Origin of the sequence: Amycolatopsis sp. YIM 10 (assembly GCF_009429145.1) — a bacterium.
Taxonomy (GTDB): domain Bacteria; phylum Actinomycetota; class Actinomycetes; order Mycobacteriales; family Pseudonocardiaceae; genus Amycolatopsis.
Genome location: NZ_CP045480.1, coordinates 5124841 through 5151637 on the forward strand (window position 1 = coordinate 5124841; position 26797 = coordinate 5151637).

The following is a 26797-nucleotide window of genomic DNA, read 5'->3' on the forward strand; positions in this document are numbered from 1 at the left end:
CTCCGCCCGCCCGCCACATCGGCTCGCGGGCTTACGCCCGTGGGCTGACCAGACCCAGCTCGTAGGCGATGATCACCAGGTGCACGCGGTCGCGCGCGTCGAGCTTGGTGAACAGCCGCGCCACGTGTGCCTTCGCGGTGGCCACGCTGACGTACAGCTCGGCGGCGATCTCGCTGTTGGTCCGGCCGAGCCCGACCAGGGTGAGCACCTCGCGCTCCCGCTCGGTGACGCCGTTCGGCGGCCGGTGCGCGGGCGCGCGGGCGGGACGGCCGGCGAACTCGGCGATCAGGCGCCGGGTGACGCTCGGCGCGATGAGCGCGTCCCCCGAGGCGACCACCCGGATCGCGGCGAGGATGTCGTCCAGTGCCATGTCCTTGACCAGGAAGCCGGCGGCACCGGCCCGCAGCGCGCCGTAGACGTGCTCGTCGTCGTCGAAGGTGGTGAGCGCCAGGACGTGCGGCGGGGCCTCGCCCGCGGTGATCTGCCGGGTGGCCTCGATCCCGTCCATGCCCGGCATGCGCAGGTCCATCACCACCACGTCCGGCCGGGCCGCCCCGGCGAGCTGGACCGCCTCGGTCCCGGTGCCCGCCTCGCCGACCACGGTCAGGTCGTCGGTGTCCGCGATGAGCACCCGAAGCCCGCTCCGGATCAGCGGCTGGTCGTCGGCCAGCACCACCCGGATCGTCATCGGGCCGCCGCCGGGATGCGGGCGCTGACCCGGAATCCGCCCTCGGCGCGCGGCCCGGCGGTGAACTCGCCGCGCAGGGAGGTCACCCGCTCGCGCATCCCGGACAGGCCGTACCCGGCTCCGGCGGTGTCGCCCCGCCCGTCGTCCGTCACTTCGATGACCACCTCTTCGTCCCGTTGGTCGACAACCACCTCGCACCGGTCCACCCCGGCGTGCCGCACCACGTTCGTGACCGCCTCCTGGATGACGCGGAACGCCGCCAGGCCGACCTCCGGCGGCAGCGCCCGCCGATCCCCGCGCCGGCGCACCTCCACGCGCACCCCGGCGTCACGCGTGCGCGTGACCAGATCGTCGAGATCACCGAGGCCGGGCACGGGGTCGCCGGACCGCAGCGCCCCCAGCACCTGACGCAGTCCGGTGAGTGTCTCGCGGCTGGTGTCCTCGATCGCGTTCAACGCCTTCCGCGCCTCCTCCGGCTGGGTGTCGATGACGCGGCCGCCCATCCCGGCCTGGAAGGCGATGACGCCGATGCTGTGCGCGATCATGTCGTGCAGTTCCCTGGCGATCCGCAGCCGTTCCGCCTGCACGGCCTGGATCTCGGCCTGCTCGCGCCGCGCCTGGCGGTACTGCCCGCCCTGGCGCAGCACGTACCCGATCGCCCAGGCGCTGATGACGGCGAGCACGTAGGGAATGAAGGCGTTCTCGAAGTCGTTCGGCCGCGCCTCGGTGGTGGCGGCCACGACGAGCTGGACGACGAGCGCGAGCCCCGCGCCGATGGCCGAGACCCGCAGGGGACGGGTGGCCGCGACATAACCCACGGCGAGATCCACGGTCACGGTCTGCAGGTCGCGGATGAACTGGTGCAGCCCGGACGCCTCGGGCAGCGGCAGCGGAATCAGTTCCACCGACACCATTTCCAGCAGCAGCGCGCCCAACGCCACCAACGGCACGCGCCGCAGCACGCCGATGGGCAGCACCATCGCCAGGAACGGCAGGAAGTCGTAGTCGCCGTCGAAGGCGATCCACAGGTGCAGGACCACGGGGGAGAGCACCAGCCCGGTCCACGCCAGAACGGTCGCCAGTCGTGGCGGGAGGCGTGGGCGGGCAGGCATGCGGTGATCGTAACCAGCCGGTCTCGCCGCGGGCGTCGGCTCACGGGCGTACGCCCGGCGGCTACTCCGGAAGTGATCGCGCGGCCGATGCCCGGAATTCCCCGGCTCGGCACCGTTTTTGTGGTGATCGAACCGATGAAGTTCCTGGCGGCCCTCGCCGCGGTGTCACTGGCGCCGACCGCCGCGGTCCTGCTGGCCGCACCCGGCGCGGTGCCGGACCTGACGGCCGAGAATCCGCTCGACGACGCTCCGGTGAGCACGCGGTACGAGGTGAGCAGGCAGGCGATGCGGCTGGCCGGATCGCCGTACCGCGAACAGGACGGGCAGTTCCTGCTGTTCGACCCGCGCGGCGACGGCCGGGTGGTGCAGGTGTTCGGTGATCTGGAGGCCGCCGACCGGATCGCCATCCTGGTGCCCGGCGCGGCCAACCGGGCGGACAACTTCTGGACCGGGGTGGGCGGCGAGCGGTACCGGGCTCCGGCCACGCAGGCGTCCGACCTGTACCGGGCGGCGCTCCGGACCAGGCCGGACGCCCGGTTCGCGGTGATAGCCTGGCTCGGTTACCCCACGCCGGCCGGGGTGGGGCCCGACGCGGCGCGCTCGGAGCTGGCCAGGGCGGGTGCGGGGGCGCTGGTGCGGTTCGTGGCCGGACTCACCGCCGTCCGTCCACAAGCGACATTCGCGTTGCTGGGCCACAGCTACGGCTCGACGGTGATCGGCGCGGCCGCGTCCCGGCTTCAGCGGGTGACCGACATCGTGGCGTTCGGCAGTCCGGGAATGGGCGTGGACCACGTGGCACAACTGGGCACCACCGCGCGGGTCTGGGCCGGGCAGGCGGGCGGGGACTGGATCCGCTGGGTGCCCGGGGTGCGGTTGCTCGGCCTCGGCCACGGCACCAAACCGGCCGATCCGGCCTTCGGCGCCCGCGCGTTCCGGACTGCCGACGTCGCCGACCACGACCACTACCTGAGCCCCGGCACCGATTCGCTGGCCGACCTCGCCGCCATCGCACTGTCCACAAGCGACGCGGGTGTGCGGCGGTGAGCGAGCGGGACCGGACCGTGGACGCACTGCGGGGCGGTGCGATCGCCGGTGTGGTGCTCGGGCACTGGCTGGTCAGCGCCGTGGTCAGCGATCCGTACCGGTCCTCCGCGCTGCACGGCGAAAGCCCGCTGGCCCACACCCCGTGGCTCGCGCCGGTGACCTGGTTCCTGCAGACGCTGGGGCCGTTCTTCTTCGCCGCCGGTTACGCCGCGGGACGTCGCGCACAGGCCGGGAAACCGCTGCGCCTCGCACGGCTGGTCGTACCGCTGCTCGTGCTGGCCGCGGTGTGGGTGCCCGCGATGCTCCTGCTCGGCGTCATCGGAGTGCCGGAGAGCACGCGGGACCTGGTGTGGGCGCTGGTCACGCAGCCGTTGTGGTTCCTGCTGGTGTACCTGCTGCTGGCCGCGCTCACCCGCGTGCTGCGGGCCTTCGTACGCCGATGCGGACCATGGGCGGCGCTGGTGCCGGTGGCGCCGGTCGTGGTCGTCGACCTGCTCCGGCCGCACGGCCTGCCGGTCTGGCTCTCGCTGGCCGCCGCGCCGGTGGCCTGGGCCGTGCCGCACCTGCTGGGCCTGGCCATGGCCGAGGGACGGCTGCCGCGGAAGGCCGGGGCGGTGCTGGTGCCGGCGGGTGCGCTCGGCGGCGCCGCGTTGCTGCTCTGGGCCGGGTACCCGGCGAGCGCGGTGGGCGTACCGGGGGACCGGTGGTCCAACCTCGCGCCGCCGTCGCTGTTCACGCTGGCACTGGCCGCCGCGCAAGTCGGTGTCTTCCTGCTGGTGCGCCCCTGGCTGGCGCGGACGTTCCGGCGGCCCCGCGTGTGGACCCCGGTCTCGGCGCTCAACCGCTCGGCGATGGCCGTCTACTGCTGGCACCAGACCGCGTTGCTCCTGGTCAGCTTCGCCGGTCTCCTCGCGGGGCGCCTGCCCGGCCTGCTCGACGAGCCCTCCGGCGCGTGGGTGTGGCACCGGCTGTACTGGCTGCCGGTGTTCGCGCTGGTGCTGGCCGTCCTGACCCGCCTCTCGCGCCGGGCCGGCGGCTGATCACGTTCCCGACTCCGGCGGAAATGGCGCGTGGCATATGGTGGGCAATTTCCGGGTAAACGTTTACTTGATCTTATTCCGTCGCTAATCTCGGATACGCGAGAGGGGAGTTCCGCAGCGCCGGTCCGGGGGGTTCGGCGCTGCGGAAATTGATCAATCGACGATTTTTGTGACAATGCCACAATTTTCTCGGGGGCGAACATGAGAAACCGCTTTCGAAGAGGCCGTATCGCCGGAGTGGCCTTCGCCGCGACGCTGACCGCGTTGTGCGCGCTGGCCCCGCCCACCTCGGCCGCGCCGCGGACGTGGTCGCCCGACCCGCGGGACGCGAGCGGGAATCATCCGTCCCTGATGATCACAAAGAACGAAACCAGTGCCGGATCCAGCTGACGACAGCGGCCTTTCGCCACATTTCGCAGCGGCCTGTCACGGAACCTATTCCGGTGATTTGCCGACCTGAATCACCTGGTGGCAACCCTTCTCGGTAAGATCGTTTACCGAGAAGGGGGAGTTCTGTGAAAGCGTTGGTCGCCGGTGACCCGGCCACGGTGGGTCGCTACCAGGTGTTCGCCGTGCTGGGGGCGGGCGGCATGGGCCGCGTGCTGCTCGGGGTCTCGCCGGACGGGCGGCTGGTCGCGGTCAAGCAGGTGCACCCGCACTTCGCGCACGACCCCGGGTTCCGGGAGCGCTTCCGCCGGGAGGTCACCACCTCGCGAATGGTCTCCGGCGCCTACACCGCCGCGGTGATGGACGCCGATCCCGACGCCCCCACCCCGTGGCTGGCCTCGGTGTTCGTGCCGGGACCGGCACTGTCCGAAGTGGTCACGGCGGCCGGGCCGCTGCCACCGGCCGCGGTCCGGCACCTGGCCGCCGGGCTCGCGCTGGCACTGGGGGAGATCCACCGCACCGGCCTGGTCCACCGCGACCTCAAGCCCGGCAACGTCATTCTCGCCGAGGACGGTCCACGGGTGATCGACTTCGGCATCGCCCGCGCGGCCGAGGGCGACTCCGAGCTGACGCGGACCGGCTCGATCATCGGCTCACCGGGATACATGTCCCCGGAGCAGGCGCAGAGCAAGCCGCTGACCCCCGCCAGCGACCTGTTCTCCTTCGGCGCCCTGCTGGTGATGGCCGCGACCGGACGCGGCCCGTTCACCGGGGCGTCCACCCCGCAGACTCTCTACAACGTGGTGCACGCCGAGCCCGACCTGCGCGCGCTGGACCCATGGCTGCGGCGGATCGTCGAACCGTGCCTGGCCAAGGACCCGGCACACCGGCCGGCACCCGCCGACGTGCTGCGGGAACTCGGCCCCATCGAACCGGTGGCCAGCCCGTGGCCGCCACTGGTGCTCCAGCTCATCGACGAACAGCGGGCGCGGATCAGCGAACTGCTCAAGCCCCCGTCCCGGCGTCGCCGGTACGCCGGACTGGCCGCCGCCGCGGTGGTCCTGCTGGCGGCCGGCACGATCACGGTGGTCAGCCTGACCGGGTCCGACTCACCGCCGGCGGCCGCGGGGGCACCGGAGGAGCCGGTGGTCACCGCCACGAACCCGGATCCGTTCGGCCCGGACAACCTGCGGCGCGTCGACCTGTGCCGCCTGCTCGACGGGCAGGACGTGCCCGGGTTGGGGCGACTGTCCACGAAGGACGGATCGGCGTTGGACTCCTGCTTCCTGGAGAACGCCGAAGGGCGGAGCCTGGAGCTGAAGATCGGGCGTAGCCTGCTCGACAGCGAAGCGGGCGGCGATCTCGAAGGACTGCCGCTGACCACCAAGGGCGACGGCCGCGACTGCGAGGCGGCGGTCGCGGTCAACGGTTTCCCGGACAGCACGCTCGGCACCGAGGTCCACTTCGCCGTGCCGGTGGCCGACGCGTGCACCGTGGCGAAGGACGGGCTCGGTACGGCCGTGCGGCAGCTGCGCGCCGGTGGCCACGACCGCGAACTGCCGCCGGGCACCCTCGCCGCTCTCGATCCCTGCGCGCTGCTCGCACCCGCCGAGGCGGACCGGGTCATCGGCCCCCTGCGCAACACCGTCCACCAGGGGCTGCGCGAATGCCGGTACGAAGGCACCGGAACCCTCTCGGTGAAGTTGGGCAAAGGCTTCCCGCCCTCGATCACGCGCCAACTCGCCGGTGTGAAGGTGTCGCTGGGGCAAAAGAACAACGAAGAGGGCCAGCCCGGTTGCGCGCTGGCCTGGCAGCATCGGCAGCTCAGCCCGCGCGAGGGCGAGAACGTCGAGTTGCTGCTGGTCCCCACCGGCGCGCTGACCGTGGACCAGGCCTGTGAGAAGGTCCAGCAAGCCGGTCAGGCACTGCTCCCGAGACTCCCGAAACCCTAGGACCGGCCCGTGGAACAACTGGACCCCCGCGAACCACGGCAGATCGGGCCCTACCGGATCGTCGCCGCGCTCGGTGAGGGCGGCATGGGCCGGGTGGTACTGGGCCTGGCGCCTGATGGCAGGCTCGTCGCGGTCAAGCAGCTGCACCCGCACTTCGTGCACGACACCGGCTTCCGCGAGCGATTCCGTCGTGAGGTGACCGCCTCGCGAATGGTCTCCGGTGCCTACACCGCCGCGGTGATGGACGCCGATGCCGAAGCGGAAACCCCTTGGCTCGCCTCGGTTTTTGTCACCGGGCCGTCACTGCGCGAGGCGGTCGACGCGCTCGGCCCGCTGCCGGTGGACGCCGTGCGCCGCCTGGCGTCCGGGCTGGCCGCGGCGCTGACCGAGATCCACCGCGCCGGACTGGTGCACCGCGATCTCAAGCCCAGCAACATCCTGCTCACCGCGGACGGCCCCCGGGTGATCGACTTCGGCATCGCCAGGGCGGTCGAGGACGGCCACGAACTGACCGGCACCGGCTCGATCATCGGCTCGCCCGCGTTCATGTCCCCGGAACAGGCCGGCGGCGGGCAGGTCACCGCGGCCAGCGACATGTTCTCCCTGGGGGCCGTCCTGGTCATGGCGGCCACCGGACAGGGCCCGTTCACCGGCTCGGCCGCGGCTCAGACGCTCTACAACGTGGTGCACACCGAGCCCGATCTTTCCGCCGTGCCGGCGGAAATCCGCGCGCTGGCCGAGCCGTGCCTGGTGAAGGACCCGGCCCGCAGGCCGACTCCCGCGCAGTTGCTGGACTTCCTCGGGCAGGCTCCGGCGGTGGCCGCTCCATGGCCGCCCGCGGTCCACGCGCGGATCCAGCAGCAGGATGCGGAAGTGCGCTCGGCGCTGTCACTGCCGCTCCCGGCCTGGCAACCGCCTCCGCGACCGCGGAAAACCTGGTTGCGCTGGGTCGTGGCGGGGGTTGTTGTCGCTCTGCTCTCCGCGATCGCCTACGTGGTCGTCGAAGCCAGTGGTCCCGACGATCCCGGTGTCGCCGCCATGCCGATGTCCGACGCGCTCACCCTCGACCGGCTCCGGCGCGTGGATCCGTGCGAGGTGCTCAACGGGGACTTCACCCCCGATCTCGGCACGCTGGAACCGGAATCCAACCCGATCGAACCCAACCGCTGCTACTACACCGGTCGCGATGGCATCGAGTTCGAACTGCAGCTCGGTGACCCGGTGCTCTACGGGGGCGTCGGCCAGGCGAACCGCACCGCCGAGGGCATGGCCCTGCAGCGCATGACCTTCGGCGCCTGCGACGCACTGGTGCTGCTGCCGTCGCAACGGCAGCTCCACGTGATGATCTACAACCCGACCAAGGCCGGCGATCCGTGCGCGATCTCCGACAGCGCGCTCTCCGCGGTGCTCACGCGCCTGCGCACGAACGAGGTCGACCGCCCGGCCGATCCGGCGAGCGTGCTGCCGCTGGACCCGTGCGTGCTGCCCGACGCGACCGTGGCCGAAAGCGTGTTGAACGGCGGGAAGCCCGCGGTGAAGTCGCTGCGTGCCTGCGAGTGGATCAACGGGAACAACTCCCTGACCGTCGAAGTGAAGCGCAGCCTGTACGTCGATCGCGGGGAGTCGATCGACCTGGGTGGTGGCGTGACCGGTGAGGTGAGCGACACGGGCCCGACGACGTGCAGGGTGACCTGGCGGCATCGCCCACTTCCCGACGGCGACGCCGAGTACCTCTCGGTGTGGATCCACGGGCTGGACGTCGAGAATCCCTGTGAGCACGTCCGCGCGGTCGTCGGGTCAGTCCTGCCGAAACTGCCGAAAGTCCAGTAGTTCAGCCGAGGTGCTCGAGGATCCGCGTCGCCGCTGCCGCCGCCCCTGCTCGCCGACTACACCGGCGAACCACAGCGCCGGTTTCCGTCACCGTGACGAAACAATCCGGTGTGGTTCCCTTCTTGATCACGACCGGTTTGGGGTCACCACCGGGCGATGAGCGGCGGCTCCGGTTCGTGCTGTCGCCAGGCTTCGGTGATGCGGCCGAGGCGGGCGGGCGCCGCGATGCCGCGCACGGCCGCGATCTTGCCGCCCGTGATCTCGAACGCCACCGCGCCGACGACCTGGTCACCGAGCACGAAGAGCAGGGCTGGGTCGCCGTTGACGAGCGCGTAGTGCACGGCGGGCGTGCCTCCGGCAAGTCGCCGTTTCGCGGCGGAGGGCTTCAAGCCGGCCCGTGCGATGGCGGCGATGCGCTCCGGAGTGTCGAAACGCATCAGCGACTCGGTCAGGCCGGCGCCGTCGGAGACCGCGGTCGCGTCATCGGTGAGCAGCGCCACCAGCCGTTCGGTGCGACCCGACGAGGCAGCGTCGAGGAACTCCTCGACGATCCTGCGGGCGGACGCCGGGTCGGCTTCGCCTCGGCGGCGCGCGGCGGCGATGCGACGCCTTGCCCGGTGGAAGTGTTGCTGGCTGGCGGATTCGGTGACGTCGAGCATCCCGGCGATCTCGGCGTGGCTGTAGGAGAACGCTTCGCGCAGGAGGTAGACGGCTCGCTCCAGCGGTGACAGGCGCTCCATGAGAAGCAGCACGGCCAGGGAGACCGACTCGCGTTGCTCGAACGTCTCGGCCGGGCCGAGCATCGGGTCGCCGTCGAGAAGCGGTTCGGGCAGCCAGGCCCCGACGGTGCGTTCGCGGCGGGCCTGGGCCGAGCGGAGTCGGTCGAGGCACAGGTTGGTGACCACCTTGGTCAGCCAGGCTTCGGGCACCTCGATCCGCTGCCGGTCGGCGTCCTGCCACCGCAGGAACGCGGTCTGCACGGCGTCCTCGGCGTCGGCGGCAGAGCCCAGCAGCCGGTAGGCCAGTGAGGTCAGCCGGTTGCGGCTGGCCTCGAACCGGCTGGTGTCGAAGCGATCGGTGGTGGTGCTGTCCACGTGGACCACCCTATGCGGCCACCTTCTCGGCGGAGGCGGGCGACGCGGCGGCCAGGCGTCGCCTGCGCTTGGGCACACCGAAGGTCGGGTGCTCGATGCTCCACAGCGAGATGGCAAGGATGCATGCCTTGATCCGCGCGGCCGTCCGGCCGCCAAGGAACTTCGGCTTCGCCCGCGCTTGGTCGTCGACCATCTGCAGGATCGCGTCCTGTCGTCCGAGACTGATGTGGTTGCCCGCGTAGTTCAGCTTGACGTTCGTGATCTCGTGGCCGGTCAGGCGGCCGATGATCGCTTCCACGGCCTGCTTGCCGGCGTAACCGGCCGAAGCGCAGGACATCGGCAGCGGCCTGCCGTTGTCGCCGATGACGTGGGCGCTGTCGCCCACACCGTAGACGTTCGGGTGCGAGACCGACCGCATCATGCGATCGACGACGAGCTGCCCGGTGTCGGCGACCTCCAGCCCGCTGGCGGCGGCGATGGGGTGTACCGCGAACCCGGCCGTCCACACGGTTGCGTCGGCCGCGAGGGCGGTGCCGTCGGCGCACAGCACCCGCGTCGCTTCGACGGCTTCGACGGTGGTGTGCTCCAGGACGGTGATGCCCAGCCGATCGCAGGCCCGGCGCAGGTGGTCGCGGGCGCCGGGGGAGAGGGGAGCGCCCAGCTCGTCATGGGCGATCAGCGTCACCGACAGGCCGGGCCGGGCGTCGGCGATCTCGGTGGCGGTTTCGATGCCGGTCAGTCCGTCGCCGACGACCAGCACACTTCCGCCGCTCCGCTTGCCGAGTTTGTCCAGGCGCTCGCGCAGGCGTAGCGCCGAGGGCCGCCCCGCGACGTCGAAGGCGTGCTCGGCGACGCCGGGAACGCCGTGATCGGCGACTCGGCTGCCGAGCGCGTAGAGCAGCGTGTCGTAGGGGAGTTCGCCACCTCCGCCGGCGTCGGCCACGGTGACGACCTGACGCTCGGGGTCGATGGCGGTGACCCGGGCAAGGCGCAGCCGTACCCCCGTGCCCGCGAAGATGTCGGCGAGCTTCCGAGCCTCGATCTCCCGGCCGGCCGCGAGCTGGTGCAGCCGCAGCCGCTCGACGAAGTGCGGCTCGGCGTTGACCACGGTGATCTCGGCGTCCGCCGGGGACAGCCGCCGGGCCAGGTTCCCGGCCGCGAAGGCCCCGGCATACCCGGCGCCGAGAACGACGATGCGGTGCTTCATGGCTTGCTCCTGTCGGTTTCGCTTGCTCCTGGTGGTTGAGCGAAACAACGCCCCGTTTGCTGACAGGAACGACGTGTGTCGCGGGTCACATAGGCGAGCGGGTGCCACCCGGCACCTGAAGGAATTGGGTCTGACGACCCATCGAACCCGCGAGGAGTGACACCCGTGCGCACTGTCGCCCGGCACGACGTCGATGTGCCCAACGCCGAGGAGACCGTCGGGCTTCTCGCCGCACGCGCCCACGAGGTACGTGAGGATCTGGAAGAGATTCCGCTGGGTCCGGGTTTCGCGATGTCGCGATCCCTGGCCGAGTTCGGCAACCGCTGCGCGAGCGACCCGAGTGCGGCCCGGGCCGACACCTGGTACGCGCTGGTGCGGGCGATGCAGTCGTCCGCTGCTCTGTTCCAGGCCGCGAGCAGCCCCAGCGGAAACGTGGAGTTCCGGTTCGGCGACGAGACGATCCGGCGGCAGGCGACCGGCCCGACCACCGACTGGACCTGCTCCGCGAGTCCAGCTACGCGTACGACGAGTTCCTCTATTCCTGGGTACGGGCCCTGCGGATCCATTGGCGGGGCGAAGAGAACCTGATCGACACGGTACTGGAGGCGATGAGCGGCACCGACCCCGAGCAGATGGAACGCTTCGAAGCCGCTCCCGTCCTGCAGCTCTACTACCCGCCGATGGAACTGTTCTACCTGCTGACCCAGCGCGAAGACGTCAAGTTCAACGACTCACTCGCCAACGCGCTGGAACTGCACAAGCGGTACTGGACCGCCGAAGACGAGCGGTTGCGGGATCCCGAGGGCTTCGTCGCGCTGGGGCCACTCGCCATCGCCTGCCTCGCCCGCGACGCGGGGATGATCATCGAGGTGGAGTCCGATTACCTGCCGATCCACCTACTGGACGGTGCTCGAGTCGGCGAGATGTCGACCTGAGAACGCGGTGCCCCTGCCACTGGGTGAAAGCGCCTTCACCGCCATGAAGGTGCGGTGAAAGCCCTCGCCCCCATCGTTGTCGGCGAATGAGTTCGAGCGTTTCACCCAGTTGAAAGGGAATCGAATGAAGCGAATTCGCGCCAGGGCAGCGAAAATCACCGGCGCATTGGTCGCAGCGGGGGCTTTCATCGTCATGGCCGCCGGAGGGGCGCAAGCCTCGGCCGCGGACACGAGCCTCCAGTCGGAAATCACCCGGGCGCTCGAACGGACGCCGGGCGGCGTGCAGATCAGCGCGAACCAGGTCGCCTGGCAGAACGGGAAGGTGGTGCTCACCATTCCGCTGCCCGGCGAGAAGTTCGCTCGCGGAGCGGCGGAACCCGTGTCGGCGCTGGGCACGAGGAACTGCGAATACACCTGGGTCTGCCTCTACGACGGTAAGGATTACGAGGGGCGTCGGCTCCAGTTCAGCGACTGCAATGAGTTCAACGACCTCAGCAGCTGGGACTTCAACGACAAGATGACGTCCTGGCACAACAATCAGACGTCGGGCACCAAGGCCCGGTTCTACAACTGGTCGAAGGGCCAGTGGGTGCTGGTCTACACCACTCCCGGCGCGCAGTCCTGGGATGGCGAAGTCTCCTCCAGTATCAACAACATGGTGGACGGCATCAGAGCCTGCTGAGCCAGCCAGTCAGCTGGGTGGCCGGTCCGCACGCCGCGGACCGGCCACCCGGCCGTTCCTGCCGACGGCCGTCGGTGTCCAGTCCAGGTGTCGGCCCTCTGTGCCTGAATCGGCCCCTCACTTCGCTTGCGCGTTTTGCTGACCTCTGCGTGCGTTCCTCCCTGACCTCGGCCGTGGCTGATAACAGGGATTATCACCCATGGCGACCTCCCATAACTCATACTCGAACTGGTTTGAGGTAGACTTAATTCGAACTAGATCGAGTTAAGGTGGGAACGGTAAACGTGCAGGTCAACGAGCAGGACCGCGAAGAAGAGGGCGCAACGGACGAGTCGCGGACGCGGGTGTGTGCGCTGGACGGGTGCGAGCGCAGGTTCACCCCGGCCTCGAACCGGCAGCGGTTCTGCACTCCGGCCCATCAGCAGCAGGCGCAGGCCCTGCGGCGGCGTCCGGTCGATCCGGAGTTGCCGATCGTCGAGCTGGAGCAGATCCGGGATGACGCGCTCACCACCGTGGTCCCCGCCGCCGAGGCGTTGACCGAGCAGCTCACCGCACTCCTGGAACGACTGAGCACCATCAACGAGAGCGCGGTCGCCCGCATCACCGTGGCCGAGAGCGCCGCGGCGGAAGCCCGCGCCGCCCAGCAGGAATCCGCCGAGCGCGCCGCCGACGCCGTGACCGCCCGCGAGCGCGCCGAACGCCAATCCCGCATCGACCGCGACGCTCGCGCCGCCGCCGAGACGGAAGCCGCCACTGCTTCCCGTGCGGCTGAGACCGCTCGCGAAGCACAGCACCGCGCCGAAGTCGCCAAGGCCGAATCCGAGCGCGACGCCCGCTGGCTCGCGGAACAACTCGCCGAACTCCGCGAACAGCACGCCGAGCTGGGCGACCAGTACGACCAGTTGCAAGCTCAGCACGCCTCCCTGGCCGAGGCGCACACCGAACTCGTCCAGGCACGCGAGGCCGACCGCGCCGCCCACACCCAAGCGGTACACGAACTCGAGCTGCGCCACCGCGACCAGCTCACCGAGCATCAGCAGGCCGACGCCCGCCAACTGGCCGAAGCCACGCAGCGGCACGAAGCCGAACGCGAGCGGCACCGCGATGAGCTGGAACAACAGCGCGCCGAACACGCCGCGACGGTCAAGCGGCTCATCACCGAACTCGACCAGGCCCGCGCCCGCGACACCGAGCAGCGGCAAGCACTCGCCGAACAGGCCGCCCGGCTGGCCGAGCACGAACGCGCCGCCGCCGCGGCCCGCACCCTCGCCCGCGACTACGCCGCGCTGTACGAGGTCGCTACCGATCTGGCCGCCGACGCATCCGATGAGCCCAGGGAAGTCCGCGCCGAACTGACCGCTGTCCTGCGCGGGCGCACACCCCCGCGGGACAACTGGCAGCCGGCTTCGAAGCCATGACTGTCCGTGACGACCTGGTGGTGCTGGTCGACGATGAGGATGCCCGGCGGCAGGCCTCGTCGTGGAACATCTGGAGTTCCAGCCGGTGGCGCGGGCCGGGGCTGTACCGGTTGTGCCGGTCGACCAGGAACCCGGCGCCCGTCACCGGGTCCAGGACCACGATCACGTACCCGTCGTGGGGCACGAGCACCCCGATCCGGCTGGAAAGCTCCGTGCCGAGTTCTCGCGCGGACGGTGGATGTCACCGGGCGCACGGTGGCTGGTAGTCGCGCTCCGGCAGGAAACGGGCCCATTCTTCCCGGCTGATCGGCGGTGGCGCGGTGGCGCAGATGCCCGCCGCGGCGCGGTCGGGCGTGGTTTCCCAGAGGTGCGCGGAGTGATCCGTCGCGCCGCTGGCGAGTACCTGGCCGTCGGGGCGGAACACGACCGCGCCCACGTCGTCGGTGTGGCCGCTCAGCGTGCCCGCAGCGAGCGGCCGGTCGGGGCGCGTCAGGTCCCACAGGCGCACGGTCGCGTCGGCGCCCGCGGTGGCCAACTGACGACCGTCCGGGCTGAACGCCGACATCCACACCATGCCGCCGTGGCCCGGCAGCGTGGCCAGTGGGCGTGGGTGGTCGAAATCGGTCACGTCGAGCAGCCGCTGGGCTTTCTCCCGATCGTTCCAAGTGGACAGATACCGCCCGTCCGGGCTCAGTGACCGGGCCGTCACCAGTTCGTCCGCACCCGGCGGGAAGTCCGCCTCACGCGGAGCCGCCGGATCGGTGACGTCCCAGCGCCGCGTCTGCCGCTCGCCGGCGCCACCCGTGAGCACCGTCCGCCCGTCGGGGCTGAACAGCACCGACCACACCTCGTCCGCGAGACCGCCGGGCTGGGACAGGCGCCGGGGCGCGGTGCGATCGGCCACGTCCCACAGGCTCAGCCCGTGTGCCCCGGCCAGTGCCAGCACTCGGCCGTCCGGGCGATAGGCCAGCGCGAAAACCTCGGCGGTCCCCGGCACGATCGTGGCGTGCCGCACCGGGTGGACCGGATCGGCGACGTCCCACAGCACGGCGACCCCGTCCTCGGACGCGGTGGCCAGCGTGCGCCCGTCGGGGGAGAACATCGCGGAGCGAGCGGGCCGGACACCACCCGGCAGCCTGGCCAGCGGTCGCCTCTGCCTGGCATCGCTGACGTCCCAGAGCCGGATCGAACCGTCCCAGCTCGCCGTGGCCAGCACCCGGCCGTCCGGCGAGAACGCGACGGAGGCCACGACGTCGCGATGACCGACCAGCGGCAGCGCCCGGAGTTCCTGGAGCCGGACGCCCGCGTCCTCGTCGACGGCGGCGATCGTGGCGCTGTCCGGGCTGAACGCGGCGGACGACCGCCCACCGGGCAACGTCGTCACGTTCGCCGGGCGAGCGAGGTCGGTCAGGTCCCACAGGATGGTGCCGCCCCCGGTGGAGGCGAGCCAGCCGCCGTCGGCGCTGAAGGCCACCGACGACACGGCGGCCGTGTGGCCGACAAGGGTCGCGCCGGTCCGTGGAGCATCCGGGTTCCGCACGTCCCAGAGCCGTACCTCGCGGTCCCAGCTCGCGGTCGCGACAGAGCCGCCATCCGGGGAGAACGCGACTCCCGAAACGAGACCGGCGTGCCCGGACAGCGTTCCGGCCGGGCGGGGCCGCTCCGGTGAGCGAAGATCCCACAGCTCGACCTCGCCGCCGCCCGCGGCGGCGAGGGTCCGGCCGTCGGGGCTGACCGCCACCTGGTGGAGGCGGTCAGCGCGACCTTGGATGGTCGCGACCGGGCGTGGTCGCCGGGGATCGGTCACGTTCCACAGCCGGACGGCCTTTTCGTTGGTGGCGGTGGCCAGGATCCCGTTCTGCCCGGAGTACGCGATCGAGGCGAGGCTGCTCGACGAGCCTCCCGGACTCGTCAGCCCGACCGGATCGCGGGGATTGGCCACGTCCCACAGACGAATACCGCGCTCGCCGATCGTCACCAGCGTCGTGCCGCCGGCGAACGCCACCGCCATCACGCGTTCGCCGACCGGCACCGTGGTGAGCGCGGCCGGGTGAGCCGAGTCCGTGACGTCCCACAGCCGCAGCGTCCGATCACCGCTCGCCGTCGCCATCAGGCGCCCGTCCGGGGCGTAGGCGAGGAAGATCTCCTGGTTGGTGTGGCCGGTCAGCCGGCTGGAGCGGGTACCGCCGTGGGCGCTCAGCACCGTGTCACGGGTTTCGGCGAGCGGGATGAGCCGGTGCGCGGCCAGCACGAGTTGCGCGGCCAGTCCCGGGTTCGACGCCCGGATCGACGCGGCGTCGGCCAGCACCCGGCGGGCGATCGCGGTGTTGCGCTCGGCTTCGGCGACACGCTCGGCCCGCACTGCCTGGACGACGGCCACCGCGGCGGCCAGCAGCAGCACGCCGAGCAGCGCGACCAGTCGCCGAAGCCGCCGGGTGTGCCGTTCGGCCAGGGCCCGCTCGGCGGCTTCGGCGTCGACGCTCGCCACGAGGAACTCGCGTTCCCGCTGGGTGAGCGCGGAGTCGTTGGCAGCGGCCCAGTCCTGTGCGGCGGCCAGGCGCGCGCCGCGGTACAGGGTGCCCGGGTCGCGGTGGTGCGTCTCCCACGCGTCCGTCGCGTCGGTGAGCAGGTGGTGCACGCGCAGGCCGTCACGGTCGGCGTCGACCCACTCCCGCAGCCGCGGCCAGCACTGGATCAGCGCTTCGTGCGTGATGTCCACGGTGTTGTGGTCGACGGTGAGCAGCCGGGCCCGGGTCAGGCGCTCCAGCACCTCCAGTGCGGCCGGGTCCAGGTCGAGTTCGTGGCGGCTGACGCGCCGTTTGGTGTGCTCGGTCTCGCCGACGGCGACGAGCCGGAGGAGCAGCCGGCGGGCGATCTCCGGCTCGTCACCGGTGAACGTGGCCCACAACTGTTCGGCACTGCGCGCGATCGCGTGCTCGATGCCGCCCACCGCCTCGTACCCGGCCAGGGTGAGGGTGGCGCCGCTGCGCCGCCGCCACGTTTCCCGCAGGGCGTGCGACACCAGTGGCAACACCATGCCCTGACCGGCGGCGTCGGCGACCAGCCGGGAGACCAGCGCCGCCTCGACCATGCAGCCGGCGGCCATCGCCGGGCGGGTGATCGCCTGCCGGAGGTCTTCGGTGCTCATCGCGCCGACCAGGTACTGCCCGCCGCGCAGCGCGCCGACCAGTTCCGGGTAACGGCCGCAGCGCCCGAAGCAGTCCGCCCGGACGCCGATCACCACGCGCGGCCCGTCCTCCGGCACGCGCACCAGGGTGCGGATGAACCGCTCGCGGTCGGCTTCGCCGGCGCCGAGCGTGAACAGCTCCTCGAACTGGTCCACGACCAGCAGCGCCTCCCCGGTGCGACCGAGCGATGCGACGGCGGCGGCCAGCTCGTCCAGTGGCCGCGGTCCCGGGGTGATCACCGCGGTGGGCCCGGTCGCCGCGGCCACCAGGCCCGCCCGGAGCACCGACGACTTCCCCACGCCCGAAGCACCGAACACCGCGGTGAACCGCCGCGTGGACACCAGTTCTCGCAGGTCGTCGACGACGGCGTCCCGGCCGAAGAACCGATCGGCGTCGCCCGCCTGGAACGCGGCCAGCCCCAGGTACGGCGGGTCGCCCTCGTCAGCGGGGTCGGCGGGTTCGGCGGTGGTGGCCAGTTCGGCCGCCACCGCACGCCATCGGCCGCGCCACTGGCCGACGTCGCCGCCGCACGCGCGCACGTAGGCGAGCGTGATGGTCAGGCTGGGCAACGCGCGGCCGCTCGCCGCCTTCGACAGCGCTGCCATCGAGTAGCCCGCGCGTTCCGCCAGTTCCCGGTAGGTCGGGCCGCCCGCGGCCCGGCGCAGTTCCCTCAGTTCGGCCGCCAACCTGCCCAGCGGCGTGTCGGCCGCGTCGAGCGGCCTTTCCCCCCGTGCCACCTCGCCCCTCCGATCGCGCGAAGCGATTTCGACATTCGCATTGTTGCCTGTTCAAGGCCCCGGCGGGAAACAACAAAAGCGGGATATACCTCGCCCGTCAGCTCGTCCGAGGTAGAGGGGGAATCAATGGGGAAGTGGAAAAGTCCGGTGCTCGCGCTGGTCGCGGCGGGAATCGGCACCGTCATCGCGGTGCCGGGGCCGGCGATGGCATCCGTCGGCGAGTTTGCCGGCCAGTGGACGATGCACCAGAGCAACGGGTACGTGGTGAGCCTCGATGTCGGCCCGGCAGGCGCCGGTGGTGCGTTCACCGGAACCGCGCACTACAACGCCATCACCGGCGCGATCGTGTCGGGACGGCTCGCCGCGACCGACGTCACCTTCGAAATCCACTGGTCCGACGGCAAGCAGGGCCGCTACATCGGCCATGCCGCCGGTCCTCAGCGCTGGATCGGTGAATGCGACCAGATCGGCACCTCACCCGTCCACGCGCACTGGTCCGCCGTACCGGCGTGACCGACATTCGAGAGGGGAAAACAATGAGAAGCTCAACAACGCGCAGATCGATGCGCCGGGTTTTCGCGGCGGTGGCCGTCGCGCTGGTGGCCGGCGGGGGTGTCGCCTCGGCCGGACAGGACAAGCCGGTGGTGGAGGAGGAGAACGCGTTCTCCTACATTTCGCCGGAGGTCCGCGCCAAGATGGCCGCGCAGGACAAGGCCAAATCGGCCGCGAACATCGTGCGACAGGCCGTCGCGCAGCACGATGGCACCGGCTTCACCAGCATCGCGCTCCAGGGTGAGTCGGTCGAACTGGCGTACAAGGGACCGATTCCGGACGCGGTGAACGCCGCGATCGACGAGGCACGCAAGACGGTGCCGGTATCGGTCAAGGACGCCCCGTATTCACTCGCGGAACTGGAGACCGCTTCGGCCGAGATCACCGAGCAGCTGCGCACGCGTCCGGACGGGCCCGCGCACAGCGTCGAGGTGACGCCGGACGGCGGGAGCCTGGTTGTCGGCGTCGACCAGGTGACCACCCTGCAGGCACTCGACCTGGCGGAGGTCGCGGTCCCGGTGCGGGTCGCGCAGCGCGAGCGGATGGCGTCGTTCGGGCGCCTCGACGACACGCCGCCGTACTGGGGCGGGGCCAGGATCGTCAGCACGGACATCCCCATCGAGTGCACCTCGGGCTTCGGCGTGCACGCCGGCGGCCAGCGCTACCTGCTGACCGCGGGACACTGTGGACGCCCGGACGCCGGTTGGACGAACGGGAACGGCAGCCGGTTCATCGGCAACGCCACGCACGAGCACATCGACCACGACCTGCTGCTCATCGCCACGGACGCGGGCAGCCGGATCTATGACGGCGGTGTCGGGGTCAACGAGTTCTCCAAGGCCGTGTCCGGGTGGGCGTGGACAGCCGGTAACGAGTGGGTCTGCAGTTCGGGCTCGGTCAGCGGGGTGATCTGCAACCACGTCGTGGAGCTTTTCAACCGGGTGCTCTGCGGTTACAACGCCTACGGCGACTACGAGTGCTACTCCGGGCTCGTCCAGACCAAGCAGTTCGACGGCCTGACCGCCGGTCGGCCGGGTGACAGCGGTGGCCCGGTGTTCGGCCTGGACGGTGACCGGGTCGTCGCCAAGGGCACCATCACCGGTGGCGGCGGCGTCACGCTGCTGTGGCAGCAGTTCGGCACCGCGGTCGGTGATTTCGGTATCGCACCGCTGACCAGCTGAGAAACCTCTGGAGCCGCGCCCCCTGCTCGTCGGTGGGCGCGGCTCCGGAGTGCGGGTCGTCAGGTGGTGAGGCGTCATCCAGTTCGGCCGGCCGCTCGGCGGGTTCGAGCGTGTCGTGGCCGAAGGTGCGGTGCGCCCAACCCGCCAGCTTCCGGGGAGTGACTGCGTGCGACAACGTCTGTGCCGCCATCGCCCGCAGCCCCGCCTCGCGCGCTGCGGGCGTGTCCCGTTCGTGGAAGTCGAGGCCGACCTCGTGCAGTGCGGCCTCGAGGTACTCCGGGACTTCGTTGTCAGCGTTCTTCACCGACACCGCGGCGAGCATGCACAGCGACGGCCCGTCGAACCCGGCCACCAGCAGCGTGCACGCCGCCCGGACCAGCGCATCCGCACCGACCTGGTCGACGTACCACAGGCCGACGGTGTCACGCAGACTGGTCAACGCGGCCTGTCGGCGAATTCGATCACTGGTCACCGTTGAACCGCTCCGTTCCCACCGGCAGTTGCATGGCGATCATCGAGCGCAGCGTCACGTAGCCGACCGCCTCGTTGACGCGGATCATGTGCGTGTTCTCCGCGCCCGTCGTCGTGCTGATCCGTTCGAGCGCGGGGCAGTCGGCGACCAGCCACCGCGCCATGTCCGCTTTCAGGCACCGTCCCAGTCCATGTCCCCGGTGGGCTGCCAGCACGGCGGTGTCGCGCTGATAACCCCAGTCGGGACGGCGGGGGTGCACGCACGTTTCGGTGAAACCGGCGACCTCGCCACTCTCCTCGTGCACCGCGACCACCACCCGCTGCTTGAGGGCCTGCGACCGCGATTCGGCCTCGGCGGCGCGTAACCGCCGCAGCCGGTATCCCGCGGGTACCTCGACTTCCCACCTGGACCCGTCTGGACCGTCCACGTCGGCGAGCACCAGCACCTGCCGGACGATCGTGCGGACGGGCCGGAAGCCCAGTGCCTCGGCCCACCACTGGCCGGCGGTTCCTTCGACCACTTCCCAGCCTTCGATGCTCTGCGTTGCTGCTCGCGCAGATCGAGCAGGACCGCGCGCAACATCGCGGTGCCGAAGCCCGCGCGACGGTGAGCCGGATGCACCTTGATGTCGGTCAGGCCGATGTCGCTGTTCTCCTCGTCGAGGAAACACACCGCGGCGACCGCCGCCACGGTGCCTCCGAGGCGGCCGATCCAGTGGGCCACCGCGCCGAGTCCCGGCAGGGGCGTCTTCAGCCGAGCGGTCAGCTCGCCGATCGGCAGGGGTGGTTCCCCCGGCCGATCGGCGACCTGGCTCGCCACCACAACAGCGTGATAGGCGGCGAACTCCCGGTCGGTCGCGTGAGCGGGTTCGAACCGCTCGATCGCCAGCTCGTCGGTCATCGGTGGGCGCGGCTCCAGAGGGCGGGCCAGCCGCCGTTGCCGAGCAGGGCGGCTGGGATGAGCAGACCGTGTTCGTCGATGCGCTGCCCGAACAGGTCCACCGGTGCGCCGAGGTCGGCGGCCGGTGCCAGGGCGTGCTGCCAAGGACCGTGCTCGTCGAGCAGGTCGGTGCCGGGGAAACCGGGCACCGCGGTGATTCCCGGCGCGGTCAGCCGGATTGTGTTGTCCTTTGTGGACGCACACGTGGTGCTGATCGCCAGCACGCACACGAGTTCCGGCGACGGCTTGCGCGCCACCGACCGGGCGAGCGCCTCGGCCAGTGCCGGGTCACCCATGGCCGAGCGCAGTGCTCGCGCCACCACGTCCATGGCGCGTGCGGGGGCGATCTCCGGGTGGCGGACGAGGGCGCGCAGAGCCCGGGGGAGCGGTGCGGCGCTGGTCAGCGCACCGAGCCCGGCAACGTCGAGCTGGTTCACCGCGCTGGTGAGCGGCCGGACGCGCGTCGCCTGCCACAGGCTTGGCGCGCTGACCCCGGCCTCCAAGGCGGCGCGCAGCAGTTCGACGTGCCGGGCCGGGCCGACGCGCTTGAGTGCGATCACCGCCGCGTCCGGTTCGAAATCGGCCGGTTGGCCGGACGTGCCGAGCCCGCGGGCGAGCTTGGCGTACAACTGCCGCGCGGCGTCGGCCGGGGCCGTGGCCAGCTCCCGCTGGACCGCGGTGACCAGGTCACCGGTGGGCAGGCGGCGTGCCGCGGGACGGGGTCCGCGCCGTGGTCGCGCCGGTGGTAGCGGCAGCAGCGGCTCGGGTGCGGGTGGCGCGGGGCCGGGGAAGTCGTTGACCCAGCGCTTGATGTGCTCTTCGATGGCGGGCGCGAGGTTGTCGTTGAACCGCGCGCGCAGTTCGTGGATCTGCCAGCCGCCGGTGTGCCGCCGGATGTCGAGATTGGCGACGATGCGGCCGTCGGCCGGGTCACGCAGCGCCATCAGCACGCAGTGGCCCCGGCGCGCCTGGTCGGCGTACCACGATTCGCCGATGCAGTTGCCCATGTAGCTCGACCAGGTGGCCAGCTGACGCGGATGGTGGCCCAGTTCCACGGTCAGCGTGGTGCCCGGGACCACCTGCTTGTCCACAGAGGACACTTCAGGTGGGATCGGGAACGCGCCGACGCTGGCTTCGGTGACCGCCGCGTCCGCGCCGACCGCGTCCGCCAGCTCGGCCCAGGTGCCGCAGCGAGGCGGTGGTGCCGCCCCGAACGCGACCAGTTGGGCGACTCCGGCGGCGGCGAGCGACAGTGAACCGGCTTCGGGCCGACCGGGGTTCGGCGTCCGGTAGTCGAGGTCGGGCGCGGGCCGCGCGTGCCGGACGGTGGCGGATTCGTTGCCGTGGAAGAGCGCCAGTCCGTCGGCGAGGTCGGCGAGCCAGAGCAGGTCGTGGGGTGCTTCCACCTCGGCCGGGTCCAGCTCCGTGGTGGCCAGGCGCTGGGCCAGCGCCGAGGTGGGGCCGTCGGGGTGCGCGTCGGCCAGTGGCGGCTGCTCCCAGCTGTCCGGCGCACGGGCGAACCCGACCGCGGCCCGCCATTTCCGCAGGTGGGCGGACTGCCACGGCCGGCAGGTGTCCCAGCAGTTGTGCAGCGGGCGCTCGTCCAGGTTCCGGATCAGCTCGGCCACCGCGTCGAAGACGACCACGCCGTAGTTGCGGGCCATGGCGACCCGTTCCTTGACGTAGGTCTCGGTTTTCGCGGTGATCGTCCGTCCCGGTCGCAGGGGCTGGAGCAGGTCGTGGACGTAGCGCCCCGGCCGCGCGGGGTGGCTGTAGGCGCCTTCGGGCCGGCGCGTCGCCGCGGTCCGCTCGGCATCGGTGAGACAGCCGTCGGCCGCGACGAGTTCGTCGCGGTGCTTCTCCGCGGCGCTCGCGAGTCCCTCGTCGGACATGGTCCTGGCGAAGCGCAGCAGCGCTGTCGCCGCGATGGCGTCCCGCATCAGCCAGGTGAGTTCCCGCGCGGTCCACTGCGGGGGCGGTTGCCAGCGCGCCGCGTCGGCCAGCGACGGCTGACCACCGGCGGCCCAGGTCAGCTGCTGCAGGATCGGGGCGTTGAAGTGCTCGCGGTGGCGTTCGCGGAGCTTGTCGATCCGGTCGGCACGAACCTGCGTCGACGCGCGCCGGGCCACGCGCTGCCGTTGGACCAGTTGCGCGCACACGTGATCCCACAGGCTGAGGATCAGCGTCAGCCGCCGCGGCCGTGGATAGCGCGCCAGCACACGCGACAGGTGCTCGGCCAGGGTGGACGCGGCGCCGCGCGGGAACGGGTCGACGCCGTCCGGGGCGCTGAGCGCGAGAACCTGCTCCAGTTGCTCGGGCCCGAGCAGATCCGAGGCCGCCGACGCCAGTTGCAGCGCGGCCCAGCGCCGCTCGAGGATCGTCGCGTTCGCGGCCGCGCCGACCCGTTTTGTCGCCGACGGCCCGAACAACGCCACCAGCGTGGCCGCGCGGTCGCCCAGCCCATGCGTGCGAACCCTGAGTGCGGCGAGCACGGCGTCGCGCCGGTCACCGTGGGCACCGGCCAATCGCGCCGAGGTGAAGCCACCACCGAGGTCGGCGCCCGCCCCCGCGGCGACGTCCGTCCCGTCGCTCACCAGCAAGATGAGCTGCCGGACCGCCTGGCGCACCACCTCGGGTTCCGCTTCGGCCGGCCCGACGGCGACGGGGGCGCCGGGCGGGTGCGCGCCGGTCCGATCGCTGGCGAGCCTGGGCACGACTCGGCCGCCGGACGTGGGGAGCCAGCAGCGCACCCCGGGTCCGGCGATCATCCCAAACGCCAAGTGAACGGACATCGCTGTCCATTGTCCCTTGCGGTGCAACAGCTTTTGGCGACCATGCCAGGATTGCGGCATTTCGAACTGACCTTCCGGCTGACGAAGCGGCCCGACGGGCACCACCGCATCGAACTGTGTCAGGCGATCACCGGATACCCGCACCTTCCCGAAGCCCCGGCCACCGAACTGACCGTGTTCGCCCTGACCGTCGATTCCCAGCTCGGCACCGCGGAGTCGAGCACCGCCGTGGTGCTGGAGGGGCCGGCGGCGGGGAACCCGTTGCTGATCACCGATCCCGCCCGCGCGTCCTGCCGTCGGGGAAGGCGACGGACACTTCGAGGCCGCCGCCGGGGCGGGGCCGCGCGCTGACCTCGGCGCCGTGTGCCTCGGCGATCGAGGCGACGATCGACAGGCCGAGCCCGGCCCCATCGGCCCTGGTGCGCGTGTGCAGCCGGTGGAAGGGCTGGAACAGTTCGGGAACGCGGTCCGGGGGCACTTCGGGACCGGTGTTGCGCACGGTCAGCACCCGCGCCTCGGACAGTTCGATGTGGACGGAGCCGCCCGGCTTGTTGTACCGCACGGCGTTGTCCAGCAGATTGGCCAGCAACCGGGCGAGCAGCACCGGATCCCCGTTCACCTGGACGGGCGCCGCCGCCACCGTCAGCTCCAGCTCACCCGCGTCGGTCTCGTCGACCACCTGCCGGAACAGCAGGTCGAGGCGCACGGGCTGGGGCTGGTCGAGGCCGTGCCCGGCTTCGGCGAGCACCAGCAGCGAGTCGATCAGCAGTTCCGTCCGCCGGTTGTGCGCGAGCAGTTTCTCCCGCACGGCGGGCAGATCCGCGGCGTCCTCCAGGCCGATCTGGATCGCGGCCCGCTGGGTCGCCAGCGGCGTCCGCAGTTCGTGCGCGGCGTTGGCGACGAACCGGCGCTGGCTCGCCACCGAGCGTTCCAGGCGCGCCAGCATCGCGTCGAAGGTGTCGGCGAGTTCCTTGAGTTCGTCGTCCGGCCCGGCCAGCGCGATCCGTTCGTCCAGATTGGACACCGACAGCCGCTGGGCGGTGGCGGTGATCCGGCGCAGCGGCCGCAGCAACCGCCCGGCGAGCCACCAGCCCGCGAGCACCGAAGCCACGGTCAGCACGGCGATCGTGATCGCGCTGACCACCCACTGGTAGTCCACCACCTCCTTGGGCAGCCCGCGCACGGCGGGCGGCAGCGGCGGCGGGACCGGTCTGCCCGGCCTCGGCTCCTCCGGTGGAGGCGGCGGCTCCACCGGGCTGATGTCCGAGACCTTGGCCTCCAGCGCGTCCCCGAGCAGCAGGGTCACCACGGTCAGCAGGATCGTCGAGGTGACCAGGAAGATGCCGGAGTAGAGGGCGGTGAGCCGGACCCGGATGGTTCGCCGCCTCACAGCAGGTACCCGGCGCCCGGCACGGTGCGGATGCACGGCGGATCGCCGAGCTTCGCGCGCAGCCGGCTGATGATCACGCGCACCACCGTGGTGAACGGATCGGCGTTCTCGTCCCACGCCGACTCCAGCAGGGTTTCCGCGCTCACCACGCTCCCGTTCGCCCTCATCAGCACCTCCAGCACGGCGTACTCCTTGAGCGAGAGCCGCAGGAACCGGCCGTCGCGCGAGACCTGCAGGCGGTGGGGGTCGAGCACGATGCCGTGGCGTTCCAGCGTCGGCGGCAGCGGTACCTGGCTGCGGCGGCCCAGTGCCTGCACCCTGGCCACCAGTTCGGTGTAGTCGAAGGGTTTCGGGAGGTAGTCGTCGGCTCCGATGGACAGCCCGGCGACGCGCTCGGGCACCGACGCGGCGGCGGTCAGCATCAGCACCCGGGTGCGCGCCCCGGACCGCACCAGCTCCGCGCAGAGCACATCACCGTGCACACCGGGAAGGTCGCGGTCGAGTACCACCACGTCGTAGTCGTTGACCGCGAGCCGTTCCGACGCGGCGAGCCCGTCGTACACCACGTCGACCGCCATCGCGTGCCGTCGCAGCCCGAGCGCCACGAGATCCGCCAGGTCGTGTTCGTCTTCGGCCACCAGAACCCGCATCGACGAGTCATATCGGGCCGGGGGTGTCAACGGCGTTAACACCCCCGGGTGGCTGGTCAGGGGAACAGGGTGAGCGCCTTGTCGATGCCGGGGTCCGTGCCGGTGGACAACGCCACCGAGGTCATCGGGGCGTGGTGGTCGGGTGGCACCCCGATGGTGTCGACCTTCTCCCGGTTCGCGCCGATTTCGTGGTGCTTCGGCAGCAGGAGCCCGGTGTTGTTCTCCAGCAGGTGGGCCTGGGCCGGTCCGGACACCGCGCCCGCCGTGCGCTCGCCGACCAGTGCGCCGAGCCGGAGGTCCTTGACGGCGCTGGAGAAGGCGTCACACGCGGACGCGCAGCCGCGGTCGGTCAGCGTGATCAGCGGCAGGTTCACCAGTGGCACGGAATCGTCGGTGCGGTTCGGCGTGCACTTGCCCAGCGCGTCGCACCAGTAGCTGAAGGTCTTGCCGTGCGCCCAGCCACCGAGCAGCCGCGACACCGCGTCCGGCGAGCCGCCGCCATTGCCCCGCAGGTCGAGCAGCACCCCGCGCAGCGTCCTGCCCTCGCGCAGCTTCGCGATCGCCGCCAGCACCTCGTCGGCGCCCTCCGGGGAGAACCCGCGCAGCTTGACGTAGGCGATCTCGCCGGGCAGCAGTTCGGATTCGACCAGCGGCGGCTGCTCGGTGGGCGGTGGCGGCGGCACCACGACCATGGTGAGGTCGAGGTTCTCACCGGTGGACGGGCGGTGCACGGTCATCCGTACCGTTTCCCCGGCGACGGCCTCCATGATCCAGTCGATCACGCCTTCGACGGCGGTGCCGCGGATGTAGGGCGGGACGTCGTTCACGGTGACGATCTCGTCGCCGAGGCGCACGCCCGCGTTCGCGGCGGCGCTGCCGGGAAGCACGTCGACGACAAAAACCGGCCCGGCGGCGGCCGGATCGGCTCCGCCGGGGCCGTGGAGGTGCGAGGGCAGGAAGCCCAGTGGCACCGAAGGTTCCTCGGGCACGCCGACCCATCTCGCGTGGTTGTCGTTGAGCGCCTCGACCATGCCTCGCATGGTGGCCTCACCGGCGGCCTGCTTCGCTTGGTCGTCCGGGAGGCCGGCGACGATCCGGTCGTAGGACCGGCTGAACGACTTCCAGTCGCCGTTGCGGTTGCCGGTGAGCACGGGGGCGTTCGCGGTGGCCTGGTCGAGGCCGCGCCGCTGGAGTTCTTGGGTGAGTGCGGCGAACGCGGGTTGCAGCAGGGTTCGGCTGTCGAGGATGGGCCCGGAGAAGTGGTGGTCGAAAATGCAGTAGTACGCCTGGCCGATCGTGGTCACCGTGGTGGCCGACGGGGGCGGAGGCTGCTCATCCGGTGGTGGCTGGCAGGCGGGTGGCCGGGTGCCCGCCGCCCCTTCCGGATCGGCGACGGCGGACGTCGCGGGGATCAGCGCGGTCGCGATGGCTGCGGCGAGCAGCAGTCTCTTGGTTTTCACGGCACCCACCGTGGCCATCGGCGGGTTGCGTCGGCGCGAACGCCTTC

At 71.4% G+C, this 26797-nt stretch carries 23 protein-coding genes and 1 pseudogene; 11 read left to right on the forward strand and 13 right to left on the reverse strand.

From position 1 onward, the window contains the following. Positions 1 to 31: 31 nt before the first annotated feature. Positions 32 to 688 carry a response regulator transcription factor gene (locus tag YIM_RS24430; protein ID WP_153032560.1) on the reverse strand — a complete coding sequence of 219 codons (657 nt, stop codon included), beginning with the start codon at positions 686 to 688 and terminating at the stop codon, positions 32 to 34. Beyond that, positions 685 to 1800, reverse strand: a complete 1116-nt coding sequence (locus YIM_RS24435) for a sensor histidine kinase (RefSeq protein ID WP_153032561.1) — start codon at positions 1798 to 1800, stop codon at positions 685 to 687. The genes YIM_RS24430 and YIM_RS24435 overlap by 4 nt, the downstream gene beginning before the upstream one ends. An 87-nt stretch (positions 1801 to 1887) precedes the next feature. Here YIM_RS24435 and YIM_RS24440 point away from each other — a divergent pair, with 87 nt between their 5' ends. The 4 genes from YIM_RS24440 (at position 1888) to YIM_RS24455 (ending at position 8053) form a co-directional block, all read left to right on the forward strand. Beyond that, the gene (locus tag YIM_RS24440; RefSeq protein ID WP_153032562.1) at positions 1888 to 2844 is read left to right on the forward strand and encodes an alpha/beta hydrolase; all 957 of its coding nucleotides are present in this window, start codon (positions 1888 to 1890) and stop codon (positions 2842 to 2844) included. Next, positions 2841 to 3884 (forward strand): acyltransferase family protein, encoded by a 1044-nt coding sequence (locus tag YIM_RS24445; RefSeq protein WP_194240281.1) that lies wholly within the window; start codon positions 2841 to 2843, stop codon positions 3882 to 3884. Before YIM_RS24440 ends, YIM_RS24445 begins: the two co-directional genes overlap by 4 nt. Positions 3885 to 4399: 515 nt before the next feature. Continuing rightward, positions 4400 to 6223, forward strand: coding sequence for a serine/threonine-protein kinase (locus tag YIM_RS24450; protein ID WP_153032564.1), 1824 nt, complete (start codon positions 4400 to 4402; stop codon positions 6221 to 6223). A gap of 9 nt (positions 6224 to 6232) precedes the next feature. Then, complete coding sequence (locus YIM_RS24455; RefSeq protein WP_153032565.1) at positions 6233 to 8053, forward strand: serine/threonine-protein kinase; 1821 nt, start codon at positions 6233 to 6235, stop codon at positions 8051 to 8053. A gap of 143 nt (positions 8054 to 8196) precedes the next feature. Here YIM_RS24455 and sigJ read toward each other — a convergent pair whose 3' ends face one another. Next, positions 8197 to 9147, reverse strand: a complete 951-nt coding sequence (sigJ, locus tag YIM_RS24460) for an RNA polymerase sigma factor SigJ (protein WP_194240282.1) — start codon at positions 9145 to 9147, stop codon at positions 8197 to 8199. Between the two features lie 10 nt (positions 9148 to 9157). Then, complete coding sequence (locus tag YIM_RS24465; protein WP_153032567.1) at positions 9158 to 10354, reverse strand: NAD(P)/FAD-dependent oxidoreductase; 1197 nt, start codon at positions 10352 to 10354, stop codon at positions 9158 to 9160. 165 nt (positions 10355 to 10519) lie between these two features. Here YIM_RS24465 and YIM_RS49285 point away from each other — a divergent pair, with 165 nt between their 5' ends. From YIM_RS49285 to YIM_RS24485, 5 genes are all read left to right on the forward strand, one after another. Further along, positions 10520 to 10942, forward strand: a complete 423-nt coding sequence (locus tag YIM_RS49285; protein ID WP_228004944.1) for an immunity 49 family protein — start codon at positions 10520 to 10522, stop codon at positions 10940 to 10942. Further along, positions 10852 to 11289 (forward strand): immunity 49 family protein, encoded by a 438-nt coding sequence (locus YIM_RS24470; RefSeq protein ID WP_255463077.1) that lies wholly within the window; start codon positions 10852 to 10854, stop codon positions 11287 to 11289. The genes YIM_RS49285 and YIM_RS24470 overlap by 91 nt, the downstream gene beginning before the upstream one ends. Positions 11290 to 11413: 124 nt before the next feature. Then, on the forward strand, positions 11414 to 11971 hold the full coding sequence (locus YIM_RS24475; RefSeq protein WP_153032569.1) for a peptidase inhibitor family I36 protein: 558 nt from the start codon (positions 11414 to 11416) through the stop codon (positions 11969 to 11971). A 269-nt stretch (positions 11972 to 12240) separates the two neighbouring features. Further along, positions 12241 to 13389, forward strand: coding sequence for a hypothetical protein (locus tag YIM_RS24480; RefSeq protein ID WP_153032570.1), 1149 nt, complete (start codon positions 12241 to 12243; stop codon positions 13387 to 13389). Beyond that, a complete protein-coding gene (locus YIM_RS24485) occupies positions 13386 to 13655 on the forward strand; it encodes a hypothetical protein (RefSeq protein WP_153032571.1) in 270 nt (89 codons plus the stop codon). The genes YIM_RS24480 and YIM_RS24485 overlap by 4 nt, the downstream gene beginning before the upstream one ends. Here the strand turns inward: YIM_RS24485 and YIM_RS24490 are convergent. Then, positions 13631 to 17314: a hypothetical protein gene (locus tag YIM_RS24490; RefSeq protein WP_153032572.1), complete on the reverse strand. Its 3684-nt coding sequence runs from the start codon at positions 17312 to 17314 to the stop codon at positions 13631 to 13633. The two genes, YIM_RS24485 and YIM_RS24490, sit on opposite strands and share 25 nt — an antisense overlap. 126 nt (positions 17315 to 17440) lie before the next feature. On the opposite strand from YIM_RS24490, the gene YIM_RS24495 reads away from it, so the two are divergent. Both YIM_RS24495 and YIM_RS24500 read left to right on the forward strand, forming a co-directional pair. Next, positions 17441 to 17827 (forward strand): hypothetical protein, encoded by a 387-nt coding sequence (locus tag YIM_RS24495; protein WP_153032573.1) that lies wholly within the window; start codon positions 17441 to 17443, stop codon positions 17825 to 17827. Between the two features lie 50 nt (positions 17828 to 17877). After that, positions 17878 to 19047, forward strand: coding sequence for a hypothetical protein (locus tag YIM_RS24500; protein WP_153032574.1), 1170 nt, complete (start codon positions 17878 to 17880; stop codon positions 19045 to 19047). Here the strand turns inward: YIM_RS24500 and YIM_RS24505 are convergent. The 8 genes and pseudogenes from YIM_RS24505 to YIM_RS24535 form a co-directional block, all read right to left on the reverse strand. Continuing rightward, on the reverse strand, positions 18980 to 19519 hold the full coding sequence (locus tag YIM_RS24505) for a hypothetical protein (protein ID WP_153032575.1): 540 nt from the start codon (positions 19517 to 19519) through the stop codon (positions 18980 to 18982). The two genes, YIM_RS24500 and YIM_RS24505, sit on opposite strands and share 68 nt — an antisense overlap. Next, the gene (locus tag YIM_RS24510) at positions 19509 to 20039 is read right to left on the reverse strand and encodes a GNAT family N-acetyltransferase (protein ID WP_194240283.1); all 531 of its coding nucleotides are present in this window, start codon (positions 20037 to 20039) and stop codon (positions 19509 to 19511) included. Before YIM_RS24510 ends, YIM_RS24505 begins: the two co-directional genes overlap by 11 nt. A 38-nt stretch (positions 20040 to 20077) precedes the next feature. Beyond that, a pseudogene (locus YIM_RS50100) lies at positions 20078 to 20419 on the reverse strand (GNAT family N-acetyltransferase); the annotation flags it as partial. Next, positions 20416 to 23250 carry a hypothetical protein gene (locus YIM_RS24515; protein ID WP_153032577.1) on the reverse strand — a complete coding sequence of 945 codons (2835 nt, stop codon included), beginning with the start codon at positions 23248 to 23250 and terminating at the stop codon, positions 20416 to 20418. The pseudogene YIM_RS50100 and the gene YIM_RS24515, both read right to left, overlap by 4 nt. A gap of 119 nt (positions 23251 to 23369) precedes the next feature. Continuing rightward, positions 23370 to 23522: a hypothetical protein gene (locus YIM_RS24520; protein ID WP_153032578.1), complete on the reverse strand. Its 153-nt coding sequence runs from the start codon at positions 23520 to 23522 to the stop codon at positions 23370 to 23372. Next, on the reverse strand, positions 23519 to 24640 hold the full coding sequence (locus YIM_RS24525; protein ID WP_153032579.1) for an ATP-binding protein: 1122 nt from the start codon (positions 24638 to 24640) through the stop codon (positions 23519 to 23521). Before YIM_RS24525 ends, YIM_RS24520 begins: the two co-directional genes overlap by 4 nt. Continuing rightward, positions 24637 to 25290 (reverse strand): response regulator transcription factor, encoded by a 654-nt coding sequence (locus tag YIM_RS24530; RefSeq protein ID WP_153032580.1) that lies wholly within the window; start codon positions 25288 to 25290, stop codon positions 24637 to 24639. Before YIM_RS24530 ends, YIM_RS24525 begins: the two co-directional genes overlap by 4 nt. 56 nt (positions 25291 to 25346) lie before the next feature. Then, complete coding sequence (locus tag YIM_RS24535; protein WP_194240284.1) at positions 25347 to 26750, reverse strand: S41 family peptidase; 1404 nt, start codon at positions 26748 to 26750, stop codon at positions 25347 to 25349. Positions 26751 to 26797: the final 47 nt, after the last annotated feature.